Source organism: Paractinoplanes durhamensis (genome assembly GCF_016862175.1).
In the GTDB taxonomy this organism is placed as follows: Bacteria; Actinomycetota; Actinomycetes; order Mycobacteriales; family Micromonosporaceae; genus Actinoplanes; species Actinoplanes durhamensis.
In genome coordinates this window covers 123,370-141,593 of the sequence record NZ_BOML01000057.1, presented here as the reverse complement: position 1 = coordinate 141,593, position 18,224 = coordinate 123,370, and the positions used below count along the sequence as shown (strand labels likewise).

Here is an 18,224-nt window from a genome sequence, read left to right as displayed (position 1 = left end):
AGGATCCCCCATGTCCATCAAATTCCCCCGTAGGCGCCTCGTCGCCGTCGTTTCGGCGGCCGTCGTCGCCGGCTCCCTGATCGCCGTCAGCCAGCTCGATGCCGCCGCGGCCGAGTCCAGCCCGGTCGGTTTCGCTTCGATGAACGGCGGCACCGCCGGTGGCGCCAAGGGCACCGTCGTGACCGTGACCACCGCGGCCGCGCTCAAGACGGCGCTCACCTCCACCACCTCGCAGACCGTGAAGATCTCCGGCATGATCACGATCGCCGGGATGTACACCGTCGCATCGAACAAGACGATCCTCGGCTCCGGCGCCAGTTCGGGCGTGACCGGAGGCGGGTTCAACCTCTCCGGCGTCAAGAACGTGATCATCCGGAACCTGGTCTTCAAGAACGCCAGTGACGACTCGATCAACGTGCAGTCCGGCACCACCAACGTGTGGATCGACCACAACGATCTGTCCAACGGCTACGACGGGCTGATCGACATCAAGCGTGGCTCCGACTTCATCACCGTCTCCTGGAACCACCTGCACGACCACGACAAGTCGATGCTGCTCGGGCACGACGACGCCAACGGCGCCCAGGACATCGGGCATCTGCGGGTGACCTACGTGCACAACTGGTTCGACGGCACCAACCAGCGGCATCCCCGGGTCCGCTTCGGCAACCCGGTTCACGTTCTCAACAACTACTACAGCAACATCGGATCGTACGGCGTGGGCTCGGCGATGAACGCGGGCGTCTTCGTGGAGCGCAACTACTTCGAGAACGTGGCCAAACCGACCATCACCACGGTGGCCGAGTCCGACCCGGGCAACCTCAAGGTCCTCAACAACTACAAGGTCAATTCGGGTACGGAGGAGGTCCGCAACCCGGGCAGCGTGGCCGCGATCCCGTACTCGTACACCCCGGAGGCCAACAGCACCGTGAAGGCTACCGTGATCGCCGGGGCGGGCACCGGAAAGCTCTAGGCACCGTTCAGGCCGGCGGTCTCACCGTAGGAACGGCGATCCCGCCGGTCTGGACGCCCCACTTGGCGAGGATGGCCTCGTACGTACCGTCCGCGATCAGCGCTTCGATCGCCTGCTTGAGCACGTCGGCCAGGTCGGTCCGGTTCTTCGACACCGCGTAGCCGTAGGCCGTGGATCCGTACATGTTGCCCACCAGCCTCAGTCGGCCGTCGGCCTGCTTCACCGCGTAGGCGGACGCCGGCGACTCGGCGATCATCGCGTCGTCCTTGCCGGTCAGCACGGCGTTCGTGACGTCGGCCAGCGTCGGGTACCGGTCGATGGTGATCTTGGCTTTGCCGGCATCGGTGCAGGTCCTCGATCGGACGTTGAGGTCGTCGACCTCCACCGTTGCGGTCCGCACCGCGACCTTCCGCCCGCAGGCGTCGTCGGCGCTGATCTCGGCACCGGCCTTGGCCGCCCACTGGGCGCCGGCCACGAAGTAGGACACCATCGTGACGTATCTCAGTCGGTCCATGGTGATCGTGAGGGACGAGACGCTGACGTCGTACTTGGCGCTGATCGCGCCTTGGATCATGTCTTGGCGCGGCGCCGACTGCCACTGCGGCGTCATTCCCAGCTTGCCGGCGACCGCGTTGAACAGGTCGACGTCGAAGCCGATCACCGTCCTGCCATCAGCGTCCAGGAAATCGCTCGGCTCGTACGTCGGGGCCACGCCGACCACCAGCCTGCCTCTCGCCCTGATGTCGGACGGCACCTTGGCGGCGAGCGTGGCATCGACAGACACGCTCGGGATCGTGACCGGGCGCGGTGTGGCAAGCGGCTCGACTCCGGTGAAACGTCCGCGAATGGCGGGCACGCCTACGGTCACCACCAGCACCATCGCGGCGGCCGCCGCGATCGGGCCGAGCGTCGTCGGCGCACGGCGGCGGCTGTCATAGGGTGCGCTGTCGCGGGCCAGCGCCCGGATGAGCTGGGCGGCGAATCCGTCAGGCCGCATCGGCAGCCTCCGGCCGGCTCAGCCCGGCATTCTCCGGAACCGGGGCATTCTGTGTGATCTCCGGCGGGACCTGCTGCGCGATCTTCTCGATGATCAGGGGTGCGCCGACGCCGACGCTGAAGGTGCCGAGAACGCTGATCGGGCCGCTGGCGCCGACCGCCGCGGCCAGGCCCGCACCGGCGCCGAGACGGATCAGGATCGAGGCCACGAGCGGGCCGGCCCGGCGCCGTTTGTTCCAGGGCCAGCGTCCGTTGCGCATGATGGTGGCCCATTCGAGGCCCTCGACGACAGCGCCGCCGAGCAGTCCCCACAGGGCGCATTGCCAGAGATGCACCCGGCCACGGTAGTGAGCGAAGGTGTTTCAGGCCGGACCGGCTGTGTGGGCGGGTCAGTAGTGGCCGTAGACCCGCCAGAGCTGATTGGTTCAGCGGACGACGTAGAGACGGCGGGGTTTCGCTGCCTCTTCTTGCCTGGACGTGATGGAGCGGATCAGCAGCACCGCCACGAAGACGGTGACCGTGTCCCGGGCCAGCGCGTAGCCGGCTGCGGCCCACTCGAAGTCGGCGGCGGCGATCGCGCCCTGCAGCACCACACCGGCGAAGGCCGCCGTTGCGGCGGCCCCGGCCACGACGGCCGTGCGGTTGCCGCCCTGCCATCGCTGGACCAGCCAGGCGAACAGCACCGCCGGCACCACCTGGGGGACGGCCTGGGTCAGCCCGGCCAGCAGATCGCCGGTCGACGGGACCAGCGCGGACAGCACCATCATCGGGAGCACGCTGTAGCGGAGCGGGCCGTGCCCGGCCTGCGCGACCAGCCAGATCGCGCCCACCGCGGCGGCCGGCCACACGATCCCGTCGGTTGCCGACCCGGCGAACAGGGCCAGCAGGTAGATCAACGCGAACCCGGCGGTCCGGGCGACGTATCGGGACAAGCTCACAGCCGGCCTCCACGGTCGGGGGAAGCTCCGGATCGGCCGCTGACCAGGCGAGTTGAGCCTTGGCGCAAGTTTTGTCGGACCCATCCGATACAACTACGCGCACCTGTTCGTGAGGAGGTTCGGTTGTGACAAGCGAGGGTGTCGCCTACGAGCGGCGCGGCGCAGCCCCGGTCATCGCGCCCGTGCGGCCACGCAAGCTGGCCAAGGTGCCGTTCGTGGAGCTTGCCGAGGGCCGGTTGCAGGGGGTGGTGTCGAGCGGGTCGGACCCCGCCCGGGTCTACGTCTCGTCGATCACCGCGGGCGAGCACGGCCTGAGCTGCAACACCAACAACAACCGTCCGTGCGGCGGGCTCAGCGGCGCCCACCCCTGCAACCACCTGCGCGCGCTGGTCGACGCCGCGGTCGCGCAGTATGGTGCCGATCGCGTCGCCCGCTACCTACGGGTCGAGCCGCCCGAGGACGAGACCGACATCTGGCCGGCGCTGCACCCGGTCGCCGCGCCCGGCCGCACCCCCGAGGTGTTCAGCAGCTTCCTGCGCCACCTCGCCTATCTGGAGTTGCCGCCGACCACCGATCCGCTGCCCGAGCTGCAGTGGTTCCCGGCCGCCGGCGCGGTGCGCTGATGCTCGCCGACGCGCTCCGCGCCCACCCGGCCGGGCTCGACGAGGCGTTCGGCCTGGTCGACGGCCTCGACGATGCTCTCGTGCACGGCCTGGCCCGGCTCGACGACGATCGTGCCGCCGCCCTCGACGCGCTGGTCGCGGCGTTCTCGGCGACCCCGCTGGCGGAGCGGGTCACCGAGGCGATCGGCAAGATCATTTCGGGTACGGTGACCGACGAACACCTGGCCGTCCTCGCCGGTTGCCGAGTGGCCCTGCTCGGCGCCGCCCACGACGCGCTGCTCACCGGCCTCGACACCGCGCGCGGCCGCACCCGCGAGCCGTTTCCCGTCGCGGCGGCCTCGATCGATGCCGGCCACCTCAGCGCGGGCAGCCGGTCATGGCTGCGCGAGCTGGCGATCGCCGGGTGGCGGGGCGTCGATCATGAGCTGGCCGCCGGCGGCTCCCCGGCGGTGCAGGCGCTGCTGGCCGAGCCGTCCCGGCGCCGGCTCGCGGTGCTGCTCGACGGCTTCGCGGCCGAGCTGCGGGCGGCCGCCCCGGTCGCCACCCTGCCGCGGGTGCCGGTCCGCCGCTGGGCCGACCTCTGGGCCCGGGCGCTGATCCTCGCCCAGGACGGCCGGCCCGCCGATCCCGCCGACCCGGTCGACGGCCGGTTCCTGATCCTCGGCGCCGACCTGCACGAGCACCCCACCGTGTTCCGGTGCCAGGTGCATGGCCTGCTCGAAACGGCCGGCCGGGTCCGGCTGGTGCGCACCAGCGTGGCCGCGGCCAAGGTCGACACGATCAGCGGTGCGGCCGCGTGGCGGATGCTCTCCGCGTTCCCGATCCTGCTGGCCGGCCTGGCCGAGCACCGCAGTCTCGACGTGGCCGGGATGGCGCTGACCGCCGGCGGCGACCTGATCTGGGACGAGACGCGGGCCGCGGCGGGCGAGCCGGCCGATCCGTTCGCGAGCGCCCGGGTGCTGCTCGCCGGGGCGGTTGCGGCGTCCACCGCGCCGCTCGACCGGCACCCCGCGGTGCTCGCCGAGCCGGTGCTGCTGGAGGGCTACACCGCGACCACCGACGCGTTCGATCTCGGCGGCGTCACCGTCGGCCTCGACGTCGACCGGCTGCCCGCGGCCGGCCCGCTCACCCCCGAGCTGGTCGCGGCGTCCACCGCCTGCATCGGGCTGCTGCGGTTCGACGGCGGCTGGGCGGTCCAGCCGATCGCGCTGCAGGCCACCGTCCGCAAGAAGCCGGTGGTGGTGCACACCGGCGACTGGGCGCTCGGCCCCACCGAGGCCAAGGCGGCCAAGGCGGAAGCGGCCGCCGGCACCGCGGTCGACGTGTTGCGCGAGCGCGCGGGAAGGCTGCTGCGCAAATGAGCACCGCGGAAAATCGGCGACAGGTTCTCTACTGGCGGCTGCTGGCCCGGCTCTTCGACCCCGAGGAGCAGGCCGCGCTCGAGTCGGCGAGTGTCGCGATCGTCGACGACCTCGGCCTGCCCGCGGCGCTGCTCGACCCGGCCGTCTCGATCGACACCGTGGTGCAGCGGTTCCCGCAGCTGGCCGCCGAGCTCGACGGCCTGATGACGCCGGGCGACGACGATCGCGAGGGCGAGGTCCGGCGCGCCGCGCTCGCCTCGAAGCTGCTGCTCAACGTGTTCGCCACCGGCTCCGGCGCGGTCAGCGCCGGCCGGCTCGCCCGGTGGCAGGCCGACGCCGGCTGGTTCGAGCGCGCGCTCGGCGCCGAGCCGGGTCAGCTGCGCGGCCGCCCCGAGGGCCAGGTGCTGGCCGGTCTCGAGGGCGACCTGGTCAAGCGGATGCACCTGCGCGAGGTGCTCGCCGATCCCAAGCTGGCCAAGCAGCTCACCCCGAGCATGTCGCTGATCGAGCAGCTGCTGCGCGACAAGAACAACCTGGACGGGGTCGCGCTCGCCAACGCCAAGCGGCTGATCCGCCAGTTCGTCGACGAGGTCGCGGAGGTCCTGCGCACCCAGGTCGCGCAGGCGAGCGCGGGCACGATCGACCGGTCGGTCCCGCCGAAGCGGGTGTTCCGCTACCTCGACATCGATCGCACGATCTGGAAAAACCTGCCCAACTGGAACCCCGACGACGAGCGCCTCTACGTCGACCGGCTCTTCTACCGGCAGACCGCGAAACGGGTCACCCCGGCCCGGCTGATCGTGGTGGTCGACCAGTCCGGGTCGATGGTCGACTCGATGGTCAACTGCACCATCCTCGCGTCGATCTTCGCCGGGCTGCCCAAGGTGGACGTGCACCTGATCGCCTACGACACGCGCGCGCTCGACCTCACGCCGTGGGTGCACGACCCGTTCGAGGTGCTGCTGCGCACCAACCTCGGCGGCGGCAACGACGGCCCGGTCGCGATGGCGCTGGCCCGCCCCAAGATCGCCGACCCGCGCAACACCGTGATGGTGTGGATCTCCGACTTCTACGAGTTCGACCGGTCGCAGCCGCTGCTCGACGGCATCGAGGCGGTGCACCGCTCCGGCGTCCGCTTCATCCCGGTCGGCTCGGTCAACAGCTCCGGCACGCAGAGCGTCAACCCGTGGTTCCGCCAGCGCTTCAAGGACCTGGGCACCCCGGTGATCTCCGGTCAGATTCGCAAGCTCGTGGTCGAGCTCAAAAACTTCATCGCCTGAAAGGCCTTTCACATGAGTGACATGCTCCGCGCCCCCGCCGAGATCAAGTACGCCGACGAGCTCGACTGGCTCGAGTCGGTCGACGACGGGCCGAAGCCGTTCTCCTGGCGCCTGAGCCCCAAGATGGTGCGCCTGTTCATCCTCGGCTCCGAGCGCGCCGACGGCCTCGACCGCGACGTCGAGCAGAAGTGGTACGGCGACCGCAGTTTCGTCGAGCGGTCCATCGTGACCCTCGCCTCCGACCGGGGGCTGCTGCTGATCGGCGACCCGGGCACCGGCAAGAGCTGGCTGGCCGAGCTGCTGGCCGCCGCGATCAGCCGCAACTCCACGCTGGTGGTGCAGGGCACGGCCGGCACCACGGAAGACCACATCAAGTATTCGTGGAACGTCTCGATGGTGATCGCCAAGGGCCAGTCCCGCGCCTCGATGATCCCGTCACCGATCATGACCGCGATGGAGGGCGGCGTGATCGGCCGCTTCGAGGAGCTGACCCGCTCCACCAGCGACGTCCAGGACGCCCTGATCTCCATCCTCTCCGAGAAGTACGTGTCGATCCCCGAGCTCGACGCCGACAACATCGTCTTCGCCAAGCCCGGCTTCTCGATCATCGCGACCGCGAACAGCCGCGACCGCGGGGTCAACGACCTGTCCTCGGCGCTCAAGCGGCGGTTCAACTTCGTCCGCATCCCGGTGGTGACCAACAAGAAGAGCGAGGCGGAGATCGTCCGGTTCCGCACCGAGGAGCTGCTGCGCCGGCACAACATCGAGCTCGAGGTGCCGCCCACGCTGCTCGACGTGCTGCTGCAGAGCTTCGCCGACCTGCGGGCCGCGGCGGGGGCGGCGACCAGCGACGACGAGAAGCTCGAGTCGGCGCTGTCCACCGCTGAGCAGATCGGCGTACTGGAAGACGCGATCCTGCACAGCAACTTCTTCGGCGCCTCGTCGCTCAACGCCGAGACGCTGGCCGGTTCGCTGGTCGGTTCGCTCGCCCGGCGCAGCCCGGAAGACCTGGCCATCCTGAACAAGTACTGGCACGGCGTGGTCGAGCCGCGCAGCAAGGAGAACGGCGGCGAGTGGACCGGCTTCCTGGAGGGCGGCCGCCAGGCGATCGCCACCCTGTCATGAGCAGCCCTTTCGACGCGCTCCGCGACCAACTGCTCGGGGCGGCCGAGGCGCTCGGCGACGGGCCGGCCGCGCTGCCGGAGATCCTCGCCGGGATGGTGGACGACGTCGACCACGCGCTGCGCGAGCCGTTGGAGATCTTTCCGGTCTGCCACCACTCGCCGGCCTCCGCGCTGGCCATGGTTCGCCGGCTCCGCGCGAAACAGCCGAAGGTCATCTACCTGGAGCTCTGCGAGGACATGGCGCCGCTGCTGACCGAGCTGCGCAACTGCCGGCTGCCGGTCGCGTTGCAGGCCTTCGCGTCCGAGCTGGACGGCTTCCCGGTCGAGTCGGCGCCGCTGAGCGTCATCGCCCCGATCACCGCGGGCTCCGCCGAATACCAGGCCATCGCGTACGCGCTGGAGACCCCCGGGGTGGAGCTGGTGCTCGTCGACCGGTCCACCGACCACGTCTTCCAGTGGCAGCCCGACGTGCCGGCTGCACCCGAGGCCGACGACCTGCACGGCGACGCCGTCGGCGTCGAGATCGGCGACCTGCGGCCGCGCTTCGCCGAGCTGGAGGAGCACCTGCTGCACCACGGGCGGGTCCGGCACTGGTCGGAGTGGTGGGACCAGTACGTCGAGCAGCCGCTCGCGGGCGCCGACCACGACACGTACCGGCAGGTGATGGTGTTGATCGGAAGTTTGTTCCGGCGGCTGGCGCCGCACGACACCGCGCGGTGGGACAGCGACGAGGACCGCGAGCGGTACATGTGGACGCGCATCCGTCAGCACCTGGCCGCGAGCGGCGTCGATCGGGCCGACTGCCTCTATGTCTGCGGCGCTTTTCACGCGGCGAGCCGGCTCGCCGAGGTGGGTTCGGCCGACGGCACCCCCGACTTCGAGATCACCCCGCGGACGGGTACGAAATGGCTGTACGGGCTGATCCCGAGCAGCCACTCCGCGATCGAGGCGCAGTTCGGGCTCGCCCCCGGCTCGGTTTCGATCGCCGCCGCCACCTGGCAGAAGTCGCTCACCAAGAGCCGGCTCACGCCGTTCGAGCTGGCCGGGCAGAAAGGCACCGGTAAGGCGCTGCCCGCACCGGCCGCCGCGGTGGCGCCGGCCGATCAGCTCACCGGTTATCTCTCCGGCCCGCCGGCGCTCGACGGGCTCGACGAGGAGGAGCTGCGCGGCTGGTGCGTGGACATCGTCCGGCTGGCCCGCCGCAGCGGCTACCTGGCGAGCACGGCCGACGCCATCGCGATCTTCGAGACGTCGATCCTGCTGGCCGGCATGCGCGGCCGGGCCCGGCCCACGCCGTATGACTTCGCCGACGCCGCGGTCACCTGCATCGAGAAGGACGTCGTCCCCGGCCGCCGCGACGTGCAGCGGCTCTGCGAGATCCTGCTCGGCGGCGACCGGGTCGGCCAGGTCGGCTACGACGCGCTGCCGCCGCTGGCCCGCGACGTCTACGACCGGCTCGCCCCGCTCGGGCTCAACCTGGAACAGCGCACCATCCAGCGCGCCCTGCTCGACCTGGCCGCGAAGCCGGAGTTGGCCGCCTGCTCCCAGCTGCTGTGGATGCTGCGCTACCTGCTGCCCGACCACGCCGTGCGCCCGGTGATCGGCTCCCGCCGGCTGGGCGAGAAGCACTTTCAGGAGAGCTGGGATCTTGACCTCGGCCGGCACCAGCGCACCGTGATCGAGCTCGGCTACGAGGGCGTGACCGTCGAGCAGGTCCTGGAGCAGCGCCTGCGCCGGGCCGCCTGGGACCCGAAGGCGACCGCCGCGGTGGCGCTCAAGGCGGTCGAGGACTCACTGCTCTTCCTGGCCAGTCCCCGCCTCACCGACGAGTTGGGCACCCGGGCGGTCGAGCTGCTGGCCGCCGAACGCACGGTCGACGACGCCCCGGTCGTGCTGCGGCGCATCCGGCGGCTGCTGGCGCACTACCGCAGCACGGCGCCGGCGCTGCCCGGCTGGTGCGAGCGATTCGTCACCGAGGGCTACGCGCACTACTGCACCCTGCTGCCGACCGCGTTCGTCGACGACGACGCCGGCGTGCGGCAGGTCGGCGCGATGCTCGGCTTCCTGTTCAGCATGGAGAGCCTGGCGCTGTCGCTCGGCTGCGACCGCACCCAGCTGGAGCTGGCGGTCCGGCAGTCGCACCCCGAGTCGCCGGCCAAGGTGGCCCTGCTGTGGGCGGCCAAGCATCAATTGGGTGCCCTGCCGCTGCCCGACCTGCGCACCAGGGTGGACGAGCTGCTGGCCAACCCGCTGGTCGTGCCGGCGTTCCCGCAGTACGTGAGCGGTTTCGTGCAGGCGCTCGAGCCGGTGCCGAGGCTGGCGCCGTTCGTGGTCGAGACGCTGTCGAACGCGTTCGCCCGCCTGCCCGATCCGGTGCTGCTGCCGTGGCTGCCCACCCTGATCACCACGCTGCGCACCCAGGCCGCCGAGCTGGTCCCGGTGCTGACCCGGGAGGCGGGCCGGACGTTCCCCGGCACGCTGGCCGCGCTGGACGACTGGACCGCGCCGTGGAACGCCCGCCGCGCGGCCCCCGGGCCGGCGGCCGCTCCGGCGAGCGGGGCGTTCGCCTTCCTGGCCGAGCATCCGGCGGCGACCGACGCGATCGCCGAGTTGCTCGGCTGCCCGGGCGAGTGGCCGCCATCGGAGCCCGCCACCAGCGGCCCCGCGGCGCTGCTGACCGACTTCCCGGAGACGGCCGCGGCCGTGCGGATGCTGGTGGGCCGATCCTGACGTGCGGCCACGGCCGTGCGCAGGCCGGTGAGCCAGCCCTGACGTGTGACCGGTGCGGCCGTGCCGCCGGACCAACTGGTCAGCCGCGGCCGTGCCGCCGGGGCAGCCGGTCAGCCGCGGCCGTGCCGCCGGGGCAGCCGGTCAGCCGCGGCCGTACTCCTTCTCGCCGCGCCAGAAGTAGACGAACCCGCCGAGGCCGGCCACCGCCGTCCAGCACGCGGCTTCCGTCCACAGCAACGAGGGCGTCCCGGCCGGTTCCACGTTTTCGAGCAGGGCCAGCCGGACCAGCTCGATGAAGACAAGCAGCGGGTTGGCCTCGGCCAGTCGCAGCTGCCAGCCGTGCAGGTGCTCGCTGAACCGGGCGACCGGGTAGAGCACCGCCGACGAATACAGCCAGATCCGGATGATGAACGGCATCAGCTGGGCGAGATCGGGCAGCTGGGAGCCGAGCCGGGCCGCCCACATCGCCAGCCCGGCATTGAAGATCGCCTGCAGGAGCAGGGCGGGAAGCAGCATCAGCCATTGCCAGGTCAGCCGCTCGCCGGTGAGCAGCACGATCGCGACGAGCACGGACATCGAGGCGACGAGGTTGCGGGCCTCGGCGATGGCCAGGCCCAGCGGCAGGCTGCCGCGCGGAAAGTGCAAGGCGCGGATCATCCCCAGGTTGCCCCGGATCAGGTTGATGCCGCCCTGCACCACACTCTGGGTGAAGCCGAAGACGAAGACCCCGCAGCACAGGTACGGGATGAAGTTGCCGACCGCACCCCGGGTGTCCGCGACGACCCCGAAGATCAGGTAGTACACCGCGGCATTGAGCAGCGGGGTCAGCACCTGCCAGAGCGCCCCGAGCCGGGTGCTGCCGAACCTCGACGAGGTCTTGGCGTGGGCGTAGGCCGAGACGAAATGCCGGTTCGCCCACAACTGCCGACCGTAGGCCGAAAGGCCCGGCAGCGCTCCGGTCGAGGCCAGACCATGGCGCCGGGCCAGCTCGCCGGCGGAGAGACGGGTGTCCTCCAGCAGATCGCTCATCCGGAACTCCGATCCCTGATCGCGCGGTCGTGAACCGCCCCCGTGGCGGCCACGACGCAACGCCACCGTATCGACGTCAGGTCGAACAATAACCAACTCGGCGAAGGGACGCAACCGTTACGTCGTGGCGTTCGGCGGGCCGGTGGGCGATCCCGCCTACGGTCTGGCCATGGCGGTTGTCGCTGTTCACGGGGTTCGTCCCCGGCCATCGCCGGGCCCACCGGAGCTTGAGCCGGCTCCTCGCCCCGGGCCTGGAGCTGGGCGAGACCGCGAGCGCGATCCCGCAGCTGTCCGCGATGGCGGTCGCGTACCCGATCCCGCAGCTGTCCGCGATGGTGGTCGCGTACCCGATCCCGCAGCTGTCCGCGATGGTGGTCGCGTACCCGCTCCGGGAACGCCCCCGCGAGCTGCTGATGTCGGGGCGGCGTCCCGGCCCGGATCGCGACGTGTTCCGGGCCGGGCAACCAGAAGTGGCGCTACTGACCCGGTCAGAAGCAGGTTCCGCAGTTGCCGTTGCCCTCGCCGCCGCCCTGACCGTCGCCCCACGGCACCACCTCGCCGGTGTAGCCGTCCGGCTTGCGCAGCGGCCGCCGGGCGACCTCGGGCGAGTCGGCCGCGAGCGGCGTCGCGGTGGCGACCGGGTCCTCGCCCTCGGCCTGGGTGACCTCGATCGACAGGCAGTTGACCGGGACCGCCCGGTACGCCTCCCAGATCGGCGTATCGGCCGGGCGGGGTGCCGCCTCCATCAGGCAGGTGGCGTAGTGGCCCGGAAGGGCGCGGAACGCGGCCACCCCGAACCCGACGGTGACCGGCTGCCACGGCTGCGACGCCGCCGGGAACATCCGGATACCCCAGTCGGCGATGGTGCCGCTGGAGTTGCCGGACCCCCACCAGGCGACGGCGTAGCCGGTCGGCGCGGTGGTGGCGGTCGGCGCCTCGCACTGGGTGGCGGTGCCGGTGACGACGAGATATTCGATGTCCGGCTCGTAGACGAGGCCGGGCGACAGGGCCCCGTCGACGCAGCGGGCCATCGCCCACGGCTTCGGCGTCGGCACGGCGGAAGCCCCCGCGGAAGGTGCGGCGGAAGCCCCCGCGGAAGGTGCGGCGGAAGCCCCCGCGGAAGGCGCGGCGGAAGGTGCGGCGGAAGGTGCGGCGGCGGCCGGCGCGGCGATCGCGAGCAGAGCCATGACCAGCGCGGATCCGAGTGCCGTGCGCATCAGGAATCCCGCCCGGGCACGGCGACCGCCTGGGCCGCGCCGAGGACCAGCGCGAGCTGGAACCGGTTGTCCACCTCGAGCCGGTCCATCAGGGAGCGGAGGGTGTAGACCACGGTGCGCCGGCTCAGGCCGAGGTTGTGGGCCACCGCGTCCTCGCTCTGCCCGGTGGCGAGCAGGGTGACGATCGACTGCTCGCGCGGGGTGAGCACGAGCGGCGCGCCGGCCGTGGGCGGTTCGGCAGCCGCGTCCCACACGCCGGTGAAGACCTCGACCAGCCGCGCCACCGGGTCCGGCTCGCGGAGCTCGAAGACGCCGGCGTCGAAGTCGAGCGGATCGACCGGGAACACCGCCACCCGCCGGTCGAAGACCATCAGCTTCAGCGGCAGGTCCTCCGCCTCCCGGTGCTCGCTGCCGGTCAGCGGTGCGCGCCAGTTCAGCCCGCGGCCGGGCAGGCCGAGCGTCCGCATCCGGACGCCGCGGGCCAGCAGCGCCCGATCGACCGGGTCGGAGGCGGCCACCACGGTCGGCGTGATGACCTCCTCGGTGTTGATCGCGAGGTGCTCGTGCCGCTCGGCCGCGGCCAACTCGGCGATCCGGGCCCGGGCCGCGGACCGGGACGGCAGCCGGCGCAGCATGCCCGGCCGGGACCGGTCCAGATGCAGCCCGGCGATCGCGGCGAGGTGCCGCTGATAGCGGTCGCTGACCACCACCGGGTGCCGCCGGCGGTGCAGCATCGGGGCGATCCGGTCGGGTTCGACCGCCGCCCACGCCCGGTCGGTGCCGCGGTGGGCCGGCCGGACCGCACCCGCCGCGACCAGCTCGTCGAGGGCCTCCTGGACCCGGCCGACCGGCACGTCCACCTCGCGGGTGAGCCGCTCGGCGGTGGCCGGCCCACCCAGCGAGAGGGCCCGATAGACCAGATCGGCGTGCGCGGACAGCCCCCAGCGGCCGAGCGACGGGATCACCGGCGTACCTGTTCTGCTTGATTTGATATTCATGAATCTCCCCCGTTCGACCGCGACTAAAGCAGGGCCCACGCAAGGTCACAAGACCGAGCCGAAAGTCGACAACGGACGGTTGCGCAATTGCGCAACGGGTTGCCGATCGGCACCCGGCGCGGCGCCCCCGGCGTGCCGTAATGGTCGGCAGCCAACCGATGGCACACCACGGGGAGGAACCATGAGATCACTACTGCGTACCGTCGCCGGAACGGCCACGCTGGGCGCGCTCGTCACCGGGCTCGGGGTCGTCGCGACCGCCGGGCCGGCCGCCGCCTCGGTCGACGAGTGCACCAACGGCCGCAACGGTTTCGTCAGCATTCCGTACAACCAGGCCGGCAACACCCAGAGCTACATCCACCTCGGCTCCGCGCTGCAGACCCTGGTCTCGCTGGAACGGCGCACGATCAACGGGCAGGACCGGGTCTTCGCCAAGATCCAGCCGCGGCAGAACGGCTCGGGCTACACCCGGCCCGGCAACCAGGTCTGGCTCGACTGGTCGACCACCGGCGGCAACGGCTGGCTCCAGTGCGGCCCGTTCAGCGTGTCGGCCAACAACGCGCCCAACACCAGCGCGGCCCAGCGCACCAACTCGTCATCGAGCTGGGTGTTCCGGGCCTGCGGCCTGGTCGACGGCATCGGCGGCTGCACCAGTTGGTGGCACCAGTAGGAACGACCGGGTGCGTTCCGCGGCCAACGGGGTGCCGGCGTGCATCTCGGCCCGCAGGGCGTCGCGGTCACCGTGCAGGGTCAGGCCGTCGATCAGGTGGCGGGCGGCGCCGGGGTGACCGCGGTCGGCGCGTTCGCGCAGTTCGGCCCAGTCGCCGCCGGCGGCCAGCGCCGCATGCAGCGGATCGTCGCCGAAGCCGTCCCGGATCACGGCGCTGACCAGGGTCCGGTGGCATTCGCCGGTGATCAGGTGGCGTAGCCGTTCCACCGCCGGGAGCCGGCCGCGCAGCAGCTGTGCGGTCTCCGGCCGGCCCCGGCGGGCGGCGCTGTCGGCCAGGTCGAGCGTGTCGCCGGGATGGTGGTCGACCAGGGCCTGCCACACCGTGTCCGGCAGCGGCTCGGTGCGCCGGAGGCGGCGGGCGTGCTGGTGCAGGAAGTCCGCGGTCCGATAGCCGGCCGTCACCGCCATGCCGGCGCCGACCGGGGTGAGACAGGCGGCGGCGCCGTGCAGGCGGGTGGTGGCGTAGTCGAGCGCGCGGTCGAGCCAGTCCGGCGGGGCGGCCGCGCGCTGCGCCGGGGTCAGGTAGGCCGGTGCCGCGGCGGCCAGGAACTCACTGGTCACCGGGGTGCCGGCGCCGGCGCGCCGGGCGTCCAGCGCGGCCGTGATGATCGCGCGGCCGGCGCACTGCCGCGGGTCGGTGGTGTCGGCGTTCGCCCAGCGCCGGATCAGCTCGGGCCCGGCCGCCAGGACCTGGGTGACACCGGCGTCGGTGCTGCGCAGGGCAATCCGCAGGCGGGGATCGCCACCGGCCAACTCCTCGGCCCGGCCGCGCTCGGCGGCGCTGAACGCCTCCGGCACGTCGATCACGTGCGCCAGGCCGAGAAGGTCCCGCTGTTCGGCGTACACATCAGATTGTCCGGGGTTTCGCGGGGCGACGCGGCAGTTGTAGTCGTCCGGCCACAGCGTGCCGACCGCGATCGCCCCGGCCGCCAGCACGGACCGCATCGCAGCGGCCGGCACCGGGCATCGTTGCAGCTCATCGAGCCACAGCACGGTCCGCGGTCCCGCCTGGCCGGCGCTGTCGGTGACCAACCACCAGTCCGGCAGCGCCTCCCGCACCGCCTCGAACAACGCCCGCGTCTTCCCGGTCGACGACCCGCCACGCAGCAGCACGAACGCGCCCGGCCTCAGCAACCCCCGAAGATCAAGATCAAAGTCCCTTGCTGCGTACGCCGTGAGCGCACCGACCGTGGCCGACGTCCGAATCGACGGGTGCACGCCGAGCCGCCCGGCCACCGCCGCCCGCACCCGGATCGCCCCCGGCGGCGGGGTGAGGTGGGCGGCCACCGCCCGATCCCGCGCCGCGAGCCACGGCCGTTGCGCCGCCCGGTCGAGGCCGCACGCGGTGAGAAAGGCGGTGAGCGTCTCCGGGGTCGGCGTGGACTTCCCGGTGAGCAGGTCACCGACGGTGCTCGGCCGCAGCGCCGGGCAGGCCCGGACGAGCGCCTTGTAGGACCGGCCCCCGCGAAGGGCGTTCAGCGCCGCCACGAACTCCTCGGGGGTGCACACGTGGTTGGGGTCCGGAGCCGGCACCGGACCCACGGTAGGCCCGGCCGGCCCGGGCCGGAATGCCCAGGCCACCGGATTCACCGGTCCGGGCGGGTCCGGACCGCTGGCCGGACCGCCCGCCCGGTTGCGAGCCTTGGTCCTGTTTCGCGATCCGGCCGGGTGCGAGGCGAGGTCCGGAGTGTCGCCGCCGCTGTCAGGCGCGCTCCGGGCCCCGCCGTGGCGCCGGCCGGGCCGCGAAACAGGACCCGGTGCCACCGATCACCCGAAGGGACCCCCGGATGAGCGACTACGTCCAGATCATCGGCGACCTGCTCTCGGTGGCCGCCGGCCTGCTCTCGCTGGCGACCGCCGCCCGCGGGCGCCGTCCCCGAGCCAGACCCGCCCGCCGGTCCCGGTGATCAGCGGCTGGTCAGCCGGGCGGCGGTGCGGCCCCAGGCCGGCAGGCCCTTGCCGGTCACCAGGGCCAGCGCGGCCGTCGCCTCGGCCCGGCCCTCGGCCTCCGCACCGCGCGCGAGCAGCAACTCGGCCAGGGCCGTCCGGGCCGGGATCAGCGGCCACGCCGCCCCCACCCGGTCGGCCTCGGCGATGACCTCGCGCAGGCCCTGCTCGGCCACGTCGAGGTCGCCCTGCCGGTGGCGCAGGCGGGCCAGGTACAGCCGGGCGTCGGCCATCGCCAGCGGCAGCCGGTCCGGCCGGGTGAGAAATTGCCGCAGCCGTCCCTCCAGCCCGGCCCGCCGGTCGTCGGCGAGGTCCAGGCCGAACGTGGTCAGCTCGACCAGCGGGCGCAACCGCTCGTAGTCGGCTTCGTCGACCAGCTGCCGGCCGGTCGCCAGCATCGTCGCGGCCAGCGCGGTGTCGCCGACGTGCAGCGCGCCCTGTGCCCAGTTCAGGCAGGCGCGGGCGCGCTCGCGAGGGTGGCCGGCGAGGCCGGCCGCGGCGGCGGTGACGGCCCGGCCGGCGTCCGGGTCGCCGCTCTCCAGCAGCAGCGACAGCCGCGCGATCTCGACCGCGAGGACGGCGGACGGCTCACCCGAGCGGTCGGCGGCGAGGGCCGCCTCCGCGCAGCGGGCCTGGTGCTCGGTCAGATGCCGGTCGACCACGGTGTCCGGCGCGGACAGCACGGCCAGGGCCCGGGCCCGCCGCCCGTGGTGCCGCAGGTACGGCACCGCCCGTTCGATCTCCTCGTAGCCGGCCCGGGCCTCGCCCTGCTGGCGCAGCATCCGGCCGAGCGCCAGGCCCAGCTCGCCGCGGGCGCCCGGCGGCAGGCGGCGGTCGGCGACCAGCTCGCGCAGCACCGGGATGGCCGAGGTCTGCGCGACACTCTCGATCGCCGAGCGGCCCAGCTTGCCGGCCAGCCGGACCCGGACCGGGCGCGGCAGTCCGGTGTACTCGACGGCGCCGAGCAGGAAGCGGGCGGCGGTGGCGTCGTCGCCGCGCGCGGTGGCCAGCTCGGCCGCGGCCTCGGCGTTGCGGACGTGGTCGGCCGGGCTGTCCGCTTCGCGGTAGTGGTGGGCCAGCCGGGCGTACGGGCGTGGTTGCTGTTCCTCGAGGAGCCGGGCCGTGCGCAGGTGCAGCAGCCGGCGGGTGACCGGCGGCAGCAACTCGTGCACGACCTGCCGGGCGAGGGTGTGCCGGAACCATAGCCGCCCGTCGCGTTGATGCAGGAGCCCGGCCGTCCGGGCCTGCTGCAGCGCCGCGCCGACCGTGCCCTCGTCGGTCTGCACGATCGCGGCGAGCGGCCGCGGGTCGGCGGCCTGGCCGAGCACGGCGGCCGCGCCGAGGACCTCGCGGGTGGCCTCGCCGAGGTGGTCCAGGCGGGCGACCAGGACGTCGCGCAGCAGGGCGGGGACGGCGAGGTCGCCGAGGGTGTCCGGGTTCCGGCGGATGGCGTCCACGTCACCGTCGGTCAGCACCGACCGGACGACCTCCTCGACCAGGAACGGAATGCCGGCGGTCCGCTCGTACAGATGAGTGCCGAAGGAGGACCCCGCCAGCAGCGCGGACGCGAGCCGGCCGACCTCGGCGCGGGTCAGCGGCGGCACCCGCAGCCGGCGGACCGCCGGACCCGGCTGCCACCCGGCCGGCAACTCGTGCTCCCGCACCGTGATCAGCACGGTCAGGCCCGGCACCGGGTTCGCGCCGAGGTGGTCGAGCAGTTGCAGGGTCGCCGGGTCGGCCATCTGCAGGTCCTCGACCGCGAGGACCACCGGCGCCAGCGCGGCCAGCAGGGCCGCCGCCGCGCGCAGCAGCCGCGCCCGCTCGGCGTCGAGATCCGGCAGCGCGGCCGGCGGCGGCGGGAGCCGGTCGGCGAGGAACGGCAGCAACCGGGCCAGGGCGCCGGCCACCGGATCCGGCGGCCGCAGCGGTGGCAGGGTGCCGGTGGCGTGCGCGACGTGGAGTCCATCCAGGAGCGGGCCGAGCGGCTGCGGCTCGCGCAGGTCGTCGCAGTGCGCGACCACCACCGGCAGCCCGCTGTCCGGCAGCGACTCGGCCACCAGCCGGCTCTTGCCGACGCCGGCCTCGCCGCTGAGCAGCACCAGCGCCGACGGCCGGGCCAGCTCGGCGCCCAGGGCGGCGAGCAGCCGCTGCCGCCCGACGAAGGGACCGGGCGCGGGCAGGGCGAAGAACGCGGTCAGTGGAGACACCGAAATGGACGATAGCTCGGCTCGCGGGCGGCCCGTTTCGGGGAACGGCGCGTTCGGTTTCGATGTCGTGA

15 protein-coding genes are annotated in these 18,224 nt (G+C 72.8%); 7 read left to right on the top strand and 8 right to left on the bottom strand.

From position 1 onward, the window contains the following. The first annotated feature begins 10 nt into the window (after window positions 1–10). Window positions 11–973 carry a pectate lyase family protein gene (locus Adu01nite_RS34820; protein WP_203733520.1) on the top strand — a complete coding sequence of 321 codons (963 nt, stop codon included), beginning with the start codon at window positions 11–13 and terminating at the stop codon, window positions 971–973. 7 nt (window positions 974–980) lie between these two features. On the opposite strand, the gene Adu01nite_RS34815 is transcribed toward Adu01nite_RS34820, so the two are convergent. The 3 genes from Adu01nite_RS34815 to Adu01nite_RS34805 form a co-directional block, all read right to left on the bottom strand. Beyond that, window positions 981–1,970, bottom strand: coding sequence for an ABC transporter substrate-binding protein (locus Adu01nite_RS34815; protein ID WP_239132923.1), 990 nt, complete (start codon window positions 1,968–1,970; stop codon window positions 981–983). Then, the gene (locus Adu01nite_RS34810; RefSeq protein WP_203733518.1) at window positions 1,960–2,304 is read right to left on the bottom strand and encodes a hypothetical protein; all 345 of its coding nucleotides are present in this window, start codon (window positions 2,302–2,304) and stop codon (window positions 1,960–1,962) included. The genes Adu01nite_RS34815 and Adu01nite_RS34810 overlap by 11 nt, the downstream gene beginning before the upstream one ends. A gap of 90 nt (window positions 2,305–2,394) precedes the next feature. Then, on the bottom strand, window positions 2,395–2,907 hold the full coding sequence (locus tag Adu01nite_RS34805) for a hypothetical protein (RefSeq protein ID WP_203733516.1): 513 nt from the start codon (window positions 2,905–2,907) through the stop codon (window positions 2,395–2,397). A 125-nt stretch (window positions 2,908–3,032) separates the two neighbouring features. Between Adu01nite_RS34805 and Adu01nite_RS34800 the strand changes: the two genes are divergently transcribed. Genes Adu01nite_RS34800 through Adu01nite_RS34780 form a run of 5 tightly spaced genes read left to right on the top strand, consistent with a single transcriptional unit; the run spans window position 3,033 to window position 10,025 of the window. Beyond that, window positions 3,033–3,530, top strand: a complete 498-nt coding sequence (locus Adu01nite_RS34800; protein WP_203733514.1) for a hypothetical protein — start codon at window positions 3,033–3,035, stop codon at window positions 3,528–3,530. Beyond that, on the top strand, window positions 3,530–4,891 hold the full coding sequence (locus tag Adu01nite_RS34795) for a hypothetical protein (RefSeq protein ID WP_203733512.1): 1,362 nt from the start codon (window positions 3,530–3,532) through the stop codon (window positions 4,889–4,891). The genes Adu01nite_RS34800 and Adu01nite_RS34795 overlap by 1 nt, the downstream gene beginning before the upstream one ends. Then, window positions 4,888–6,171 (top strand): vWA domain-containing protein, encoded by a 1,284-nt coding sequence (locus Adu01nite_RS34790; protein ID WP_203733510.1) that lies wholly within the window; start codon window positions 4,888–4,890, stop codon window positions 6,169–6,171. Before Adu01nite_RS34795 ends, Adu01nite_RS34790 begins: the two co-directional genes overlap by 4 nt. Before the next feature lie 12 nt (window positions 6,172–6,183). Continuing rightward, complete coding sequence (locus tag Adu01nite_RS34785) at window positions 6,184–7,296, top strand: ATP-binding protein (RefSeq protein ID WP_203733509.1); 1,113 nt, start codon at window positions 6,184–6,186, stop codon at window positions 7,294–7,296. After that, entirely contained in the window at window positions 7,293–10,025 is a 2,733-nt protein-coding gene (locus tag Adu01nite_RS34780; RefSeq protein WP_203733507.1) for a DUF5682 family protein, read from the top strand. The genes Adu01nite_RS34785 and Adu01nite_RS34780 overlap by 4 nt, the downstream gene beginning before the upstream one ends. A gap of 141 nt (window positions 10,026–10,166) precedes the next feature. Here the strand turns inward: Adu01nite_RS34780 and Adu01nite_RS34775 are convergent, their stop codons facing one another. The 3 genes from Adu01nite_RS34775 to Adu01nite_RS34765 all read right to left on the bottom strand — a co-directional run bounded on the left by Adu01nite_RS34775 (window position 10,167) and on the right by Adu01nite_RS34765 (window position 13,269). Beyond that, window positions 10,167–11,054 carry an ABC transporter permease gene (locus Adu01nite_RS34775; RefSeq protein ID WP_203733505.1) on the bottom strand — a complete coding sequence of 296 codons (888 nt, stop codon included), beginning with the start codon at window positions 11,052–11,054 and terminating at the stop codon, window positions 10,167–10,169. 488 nt (window positions 11,055–11,542) lie between these two features. Next, complete coding sequence (locus Adu01nite_RS34770) at window positions 11,543–12,109, bottom strand: hypothetical protein (protein WP_203733503.1); 567 nt, start codon at window positions 12,107–12,109, stop codon at window positions 11,543–11,545. Window positions 12,110–12,270: 161 nt separating this feature from the next. Continuing rightward, complete coding sequence (locus Adu01nite_RS34765) at window positions 12,271–13,269, bottom strand: LuxR C-terminal-related transcriptional regulator (protein WP_203733502.1); 999 nt, start codon at window positions 13,267–13,269, stop codon at window positions 12,271–12,273. Between the two features lie 181 nt (window positions 13,270–13,450). On the opposite strand from Adu01nite_RS34765, the gene Adu01nite_RS34760 reads away from it, so the two are divergent. Further along, window positions 13,451–13,939 carry a hypothetical protein gene (locus Adu01nite_RS34760; RefSeq protein WP_203733500.1) on the top strand — a complete coding sequence of 163 codons (489 nt, stop codon included), beginning with the start codon at window positions 13,451–13,453 and terminating at the stop codon, window positions 13,937–13,939. Here Adu01nite_RS34760 and Adu01nite_RS34755 read toward each other — a convergent pair. Further along, the gene (locus tag Adu01nite_RS34755; protein ID WP_203733498.1) at window positions 13,865–15,532 is read right to left on the bottom strand and encodes a hypothetical protein; all 1,668 of its coding nucleotides are present in this window, start codon (window positions 15,530–15,532) and stop codon (window positions 13,865–13,867) included. The genes Adu01nite_RS34760 and Adu01nite_RS34755 overlap by 75 nt on opposite strands. A 374-nt stretch (window positions 15,533–15,906) precedes the next feature. Beyond that, the gene (locus tag Adu01nite_RS34750) at window positions 15,907–18,153 is read right to left on the bottom strand and encodes an ATP-binding protein (RefSeq protein ID WP_203733496.1); all 2,247 of its coding nucleotides are present in this window, start codon (window positions 18,151–18,153) and stop codon (window positions 15,907–15,909) included. Window positions 18,154–18,224: the final 71 nt, after the last annotated feature.

Excerpts from the sequence above, each read along its gene's own strand:
- Adu01nite_RS34820 (WP_203733520.1), top strand. The coding sequence starts at position 11 with ATGTCCATCAAATTCCCCCGTAGGCGCCTCGTCGCCGTCGTTTCGGCG.
- Adu01nite_RS34815 (WP_239132923.1), bottom strand. The coding sequence starts at position 1,970 with ATGCGGCCTGACGGATTCGCCGCCCAGCTCATCCGGGCGCTGGCCCGC.
- Adu01nite_RS34795 (WP_203733512.1), top strand. The coding sequence starts at position 3,530 with ATGCTCGCCGACGCGCTCCGCGCCCACCCGGCCGGGCTCGACGAGGCG.
- Adu01nite_RS34790 (WP_203733510.1), top strand. The coding sequence starts at position 4,888 with ATGAGCACCGCGGAAAATCGGCGACAGGTTCTCTACTGGCGGCTGCTG.
- Adu01nite_RS34785 (WP_203733509.1), top strand. The coding sequence starts at position 6,184 with ATGAGTGACATGCTCCGCGCCCCCGCCGAGATCAAGTACGCCGACGAG.
- Adu01nite_RS34780 (WP_203733507.1), top strand. The coding sequence starts at position 7,293 with ATGAGCAGCCCTTTCGACGCGCTCCGCGACCAACTGCTCGGGGCGGCC.
- Adu01nite_RS34775 (WP_203733505.1), bottom strand. The coding sequence starts at position 11,054 with ATGAGCGATCTGCTGGAGGACACCCGTCTCTCCGCCGGCGAGCTGGCC.
- Adu01nite_RS34765 (WP_203733502.1), bottom strand. The coding sequence starts at position 13,269 with ATGAATATCAAATCAAGCAGAACAGGTACGCCGGTGATCCCGTCGCTC.
- Adu01nite_RS34760 (WP_203733500.1), top strand. The coding sequence starts at position 13,451 with ATGAGATCACTACTGCGTACCGTCGCCGGAACGGCCACGCTGGGCGCG.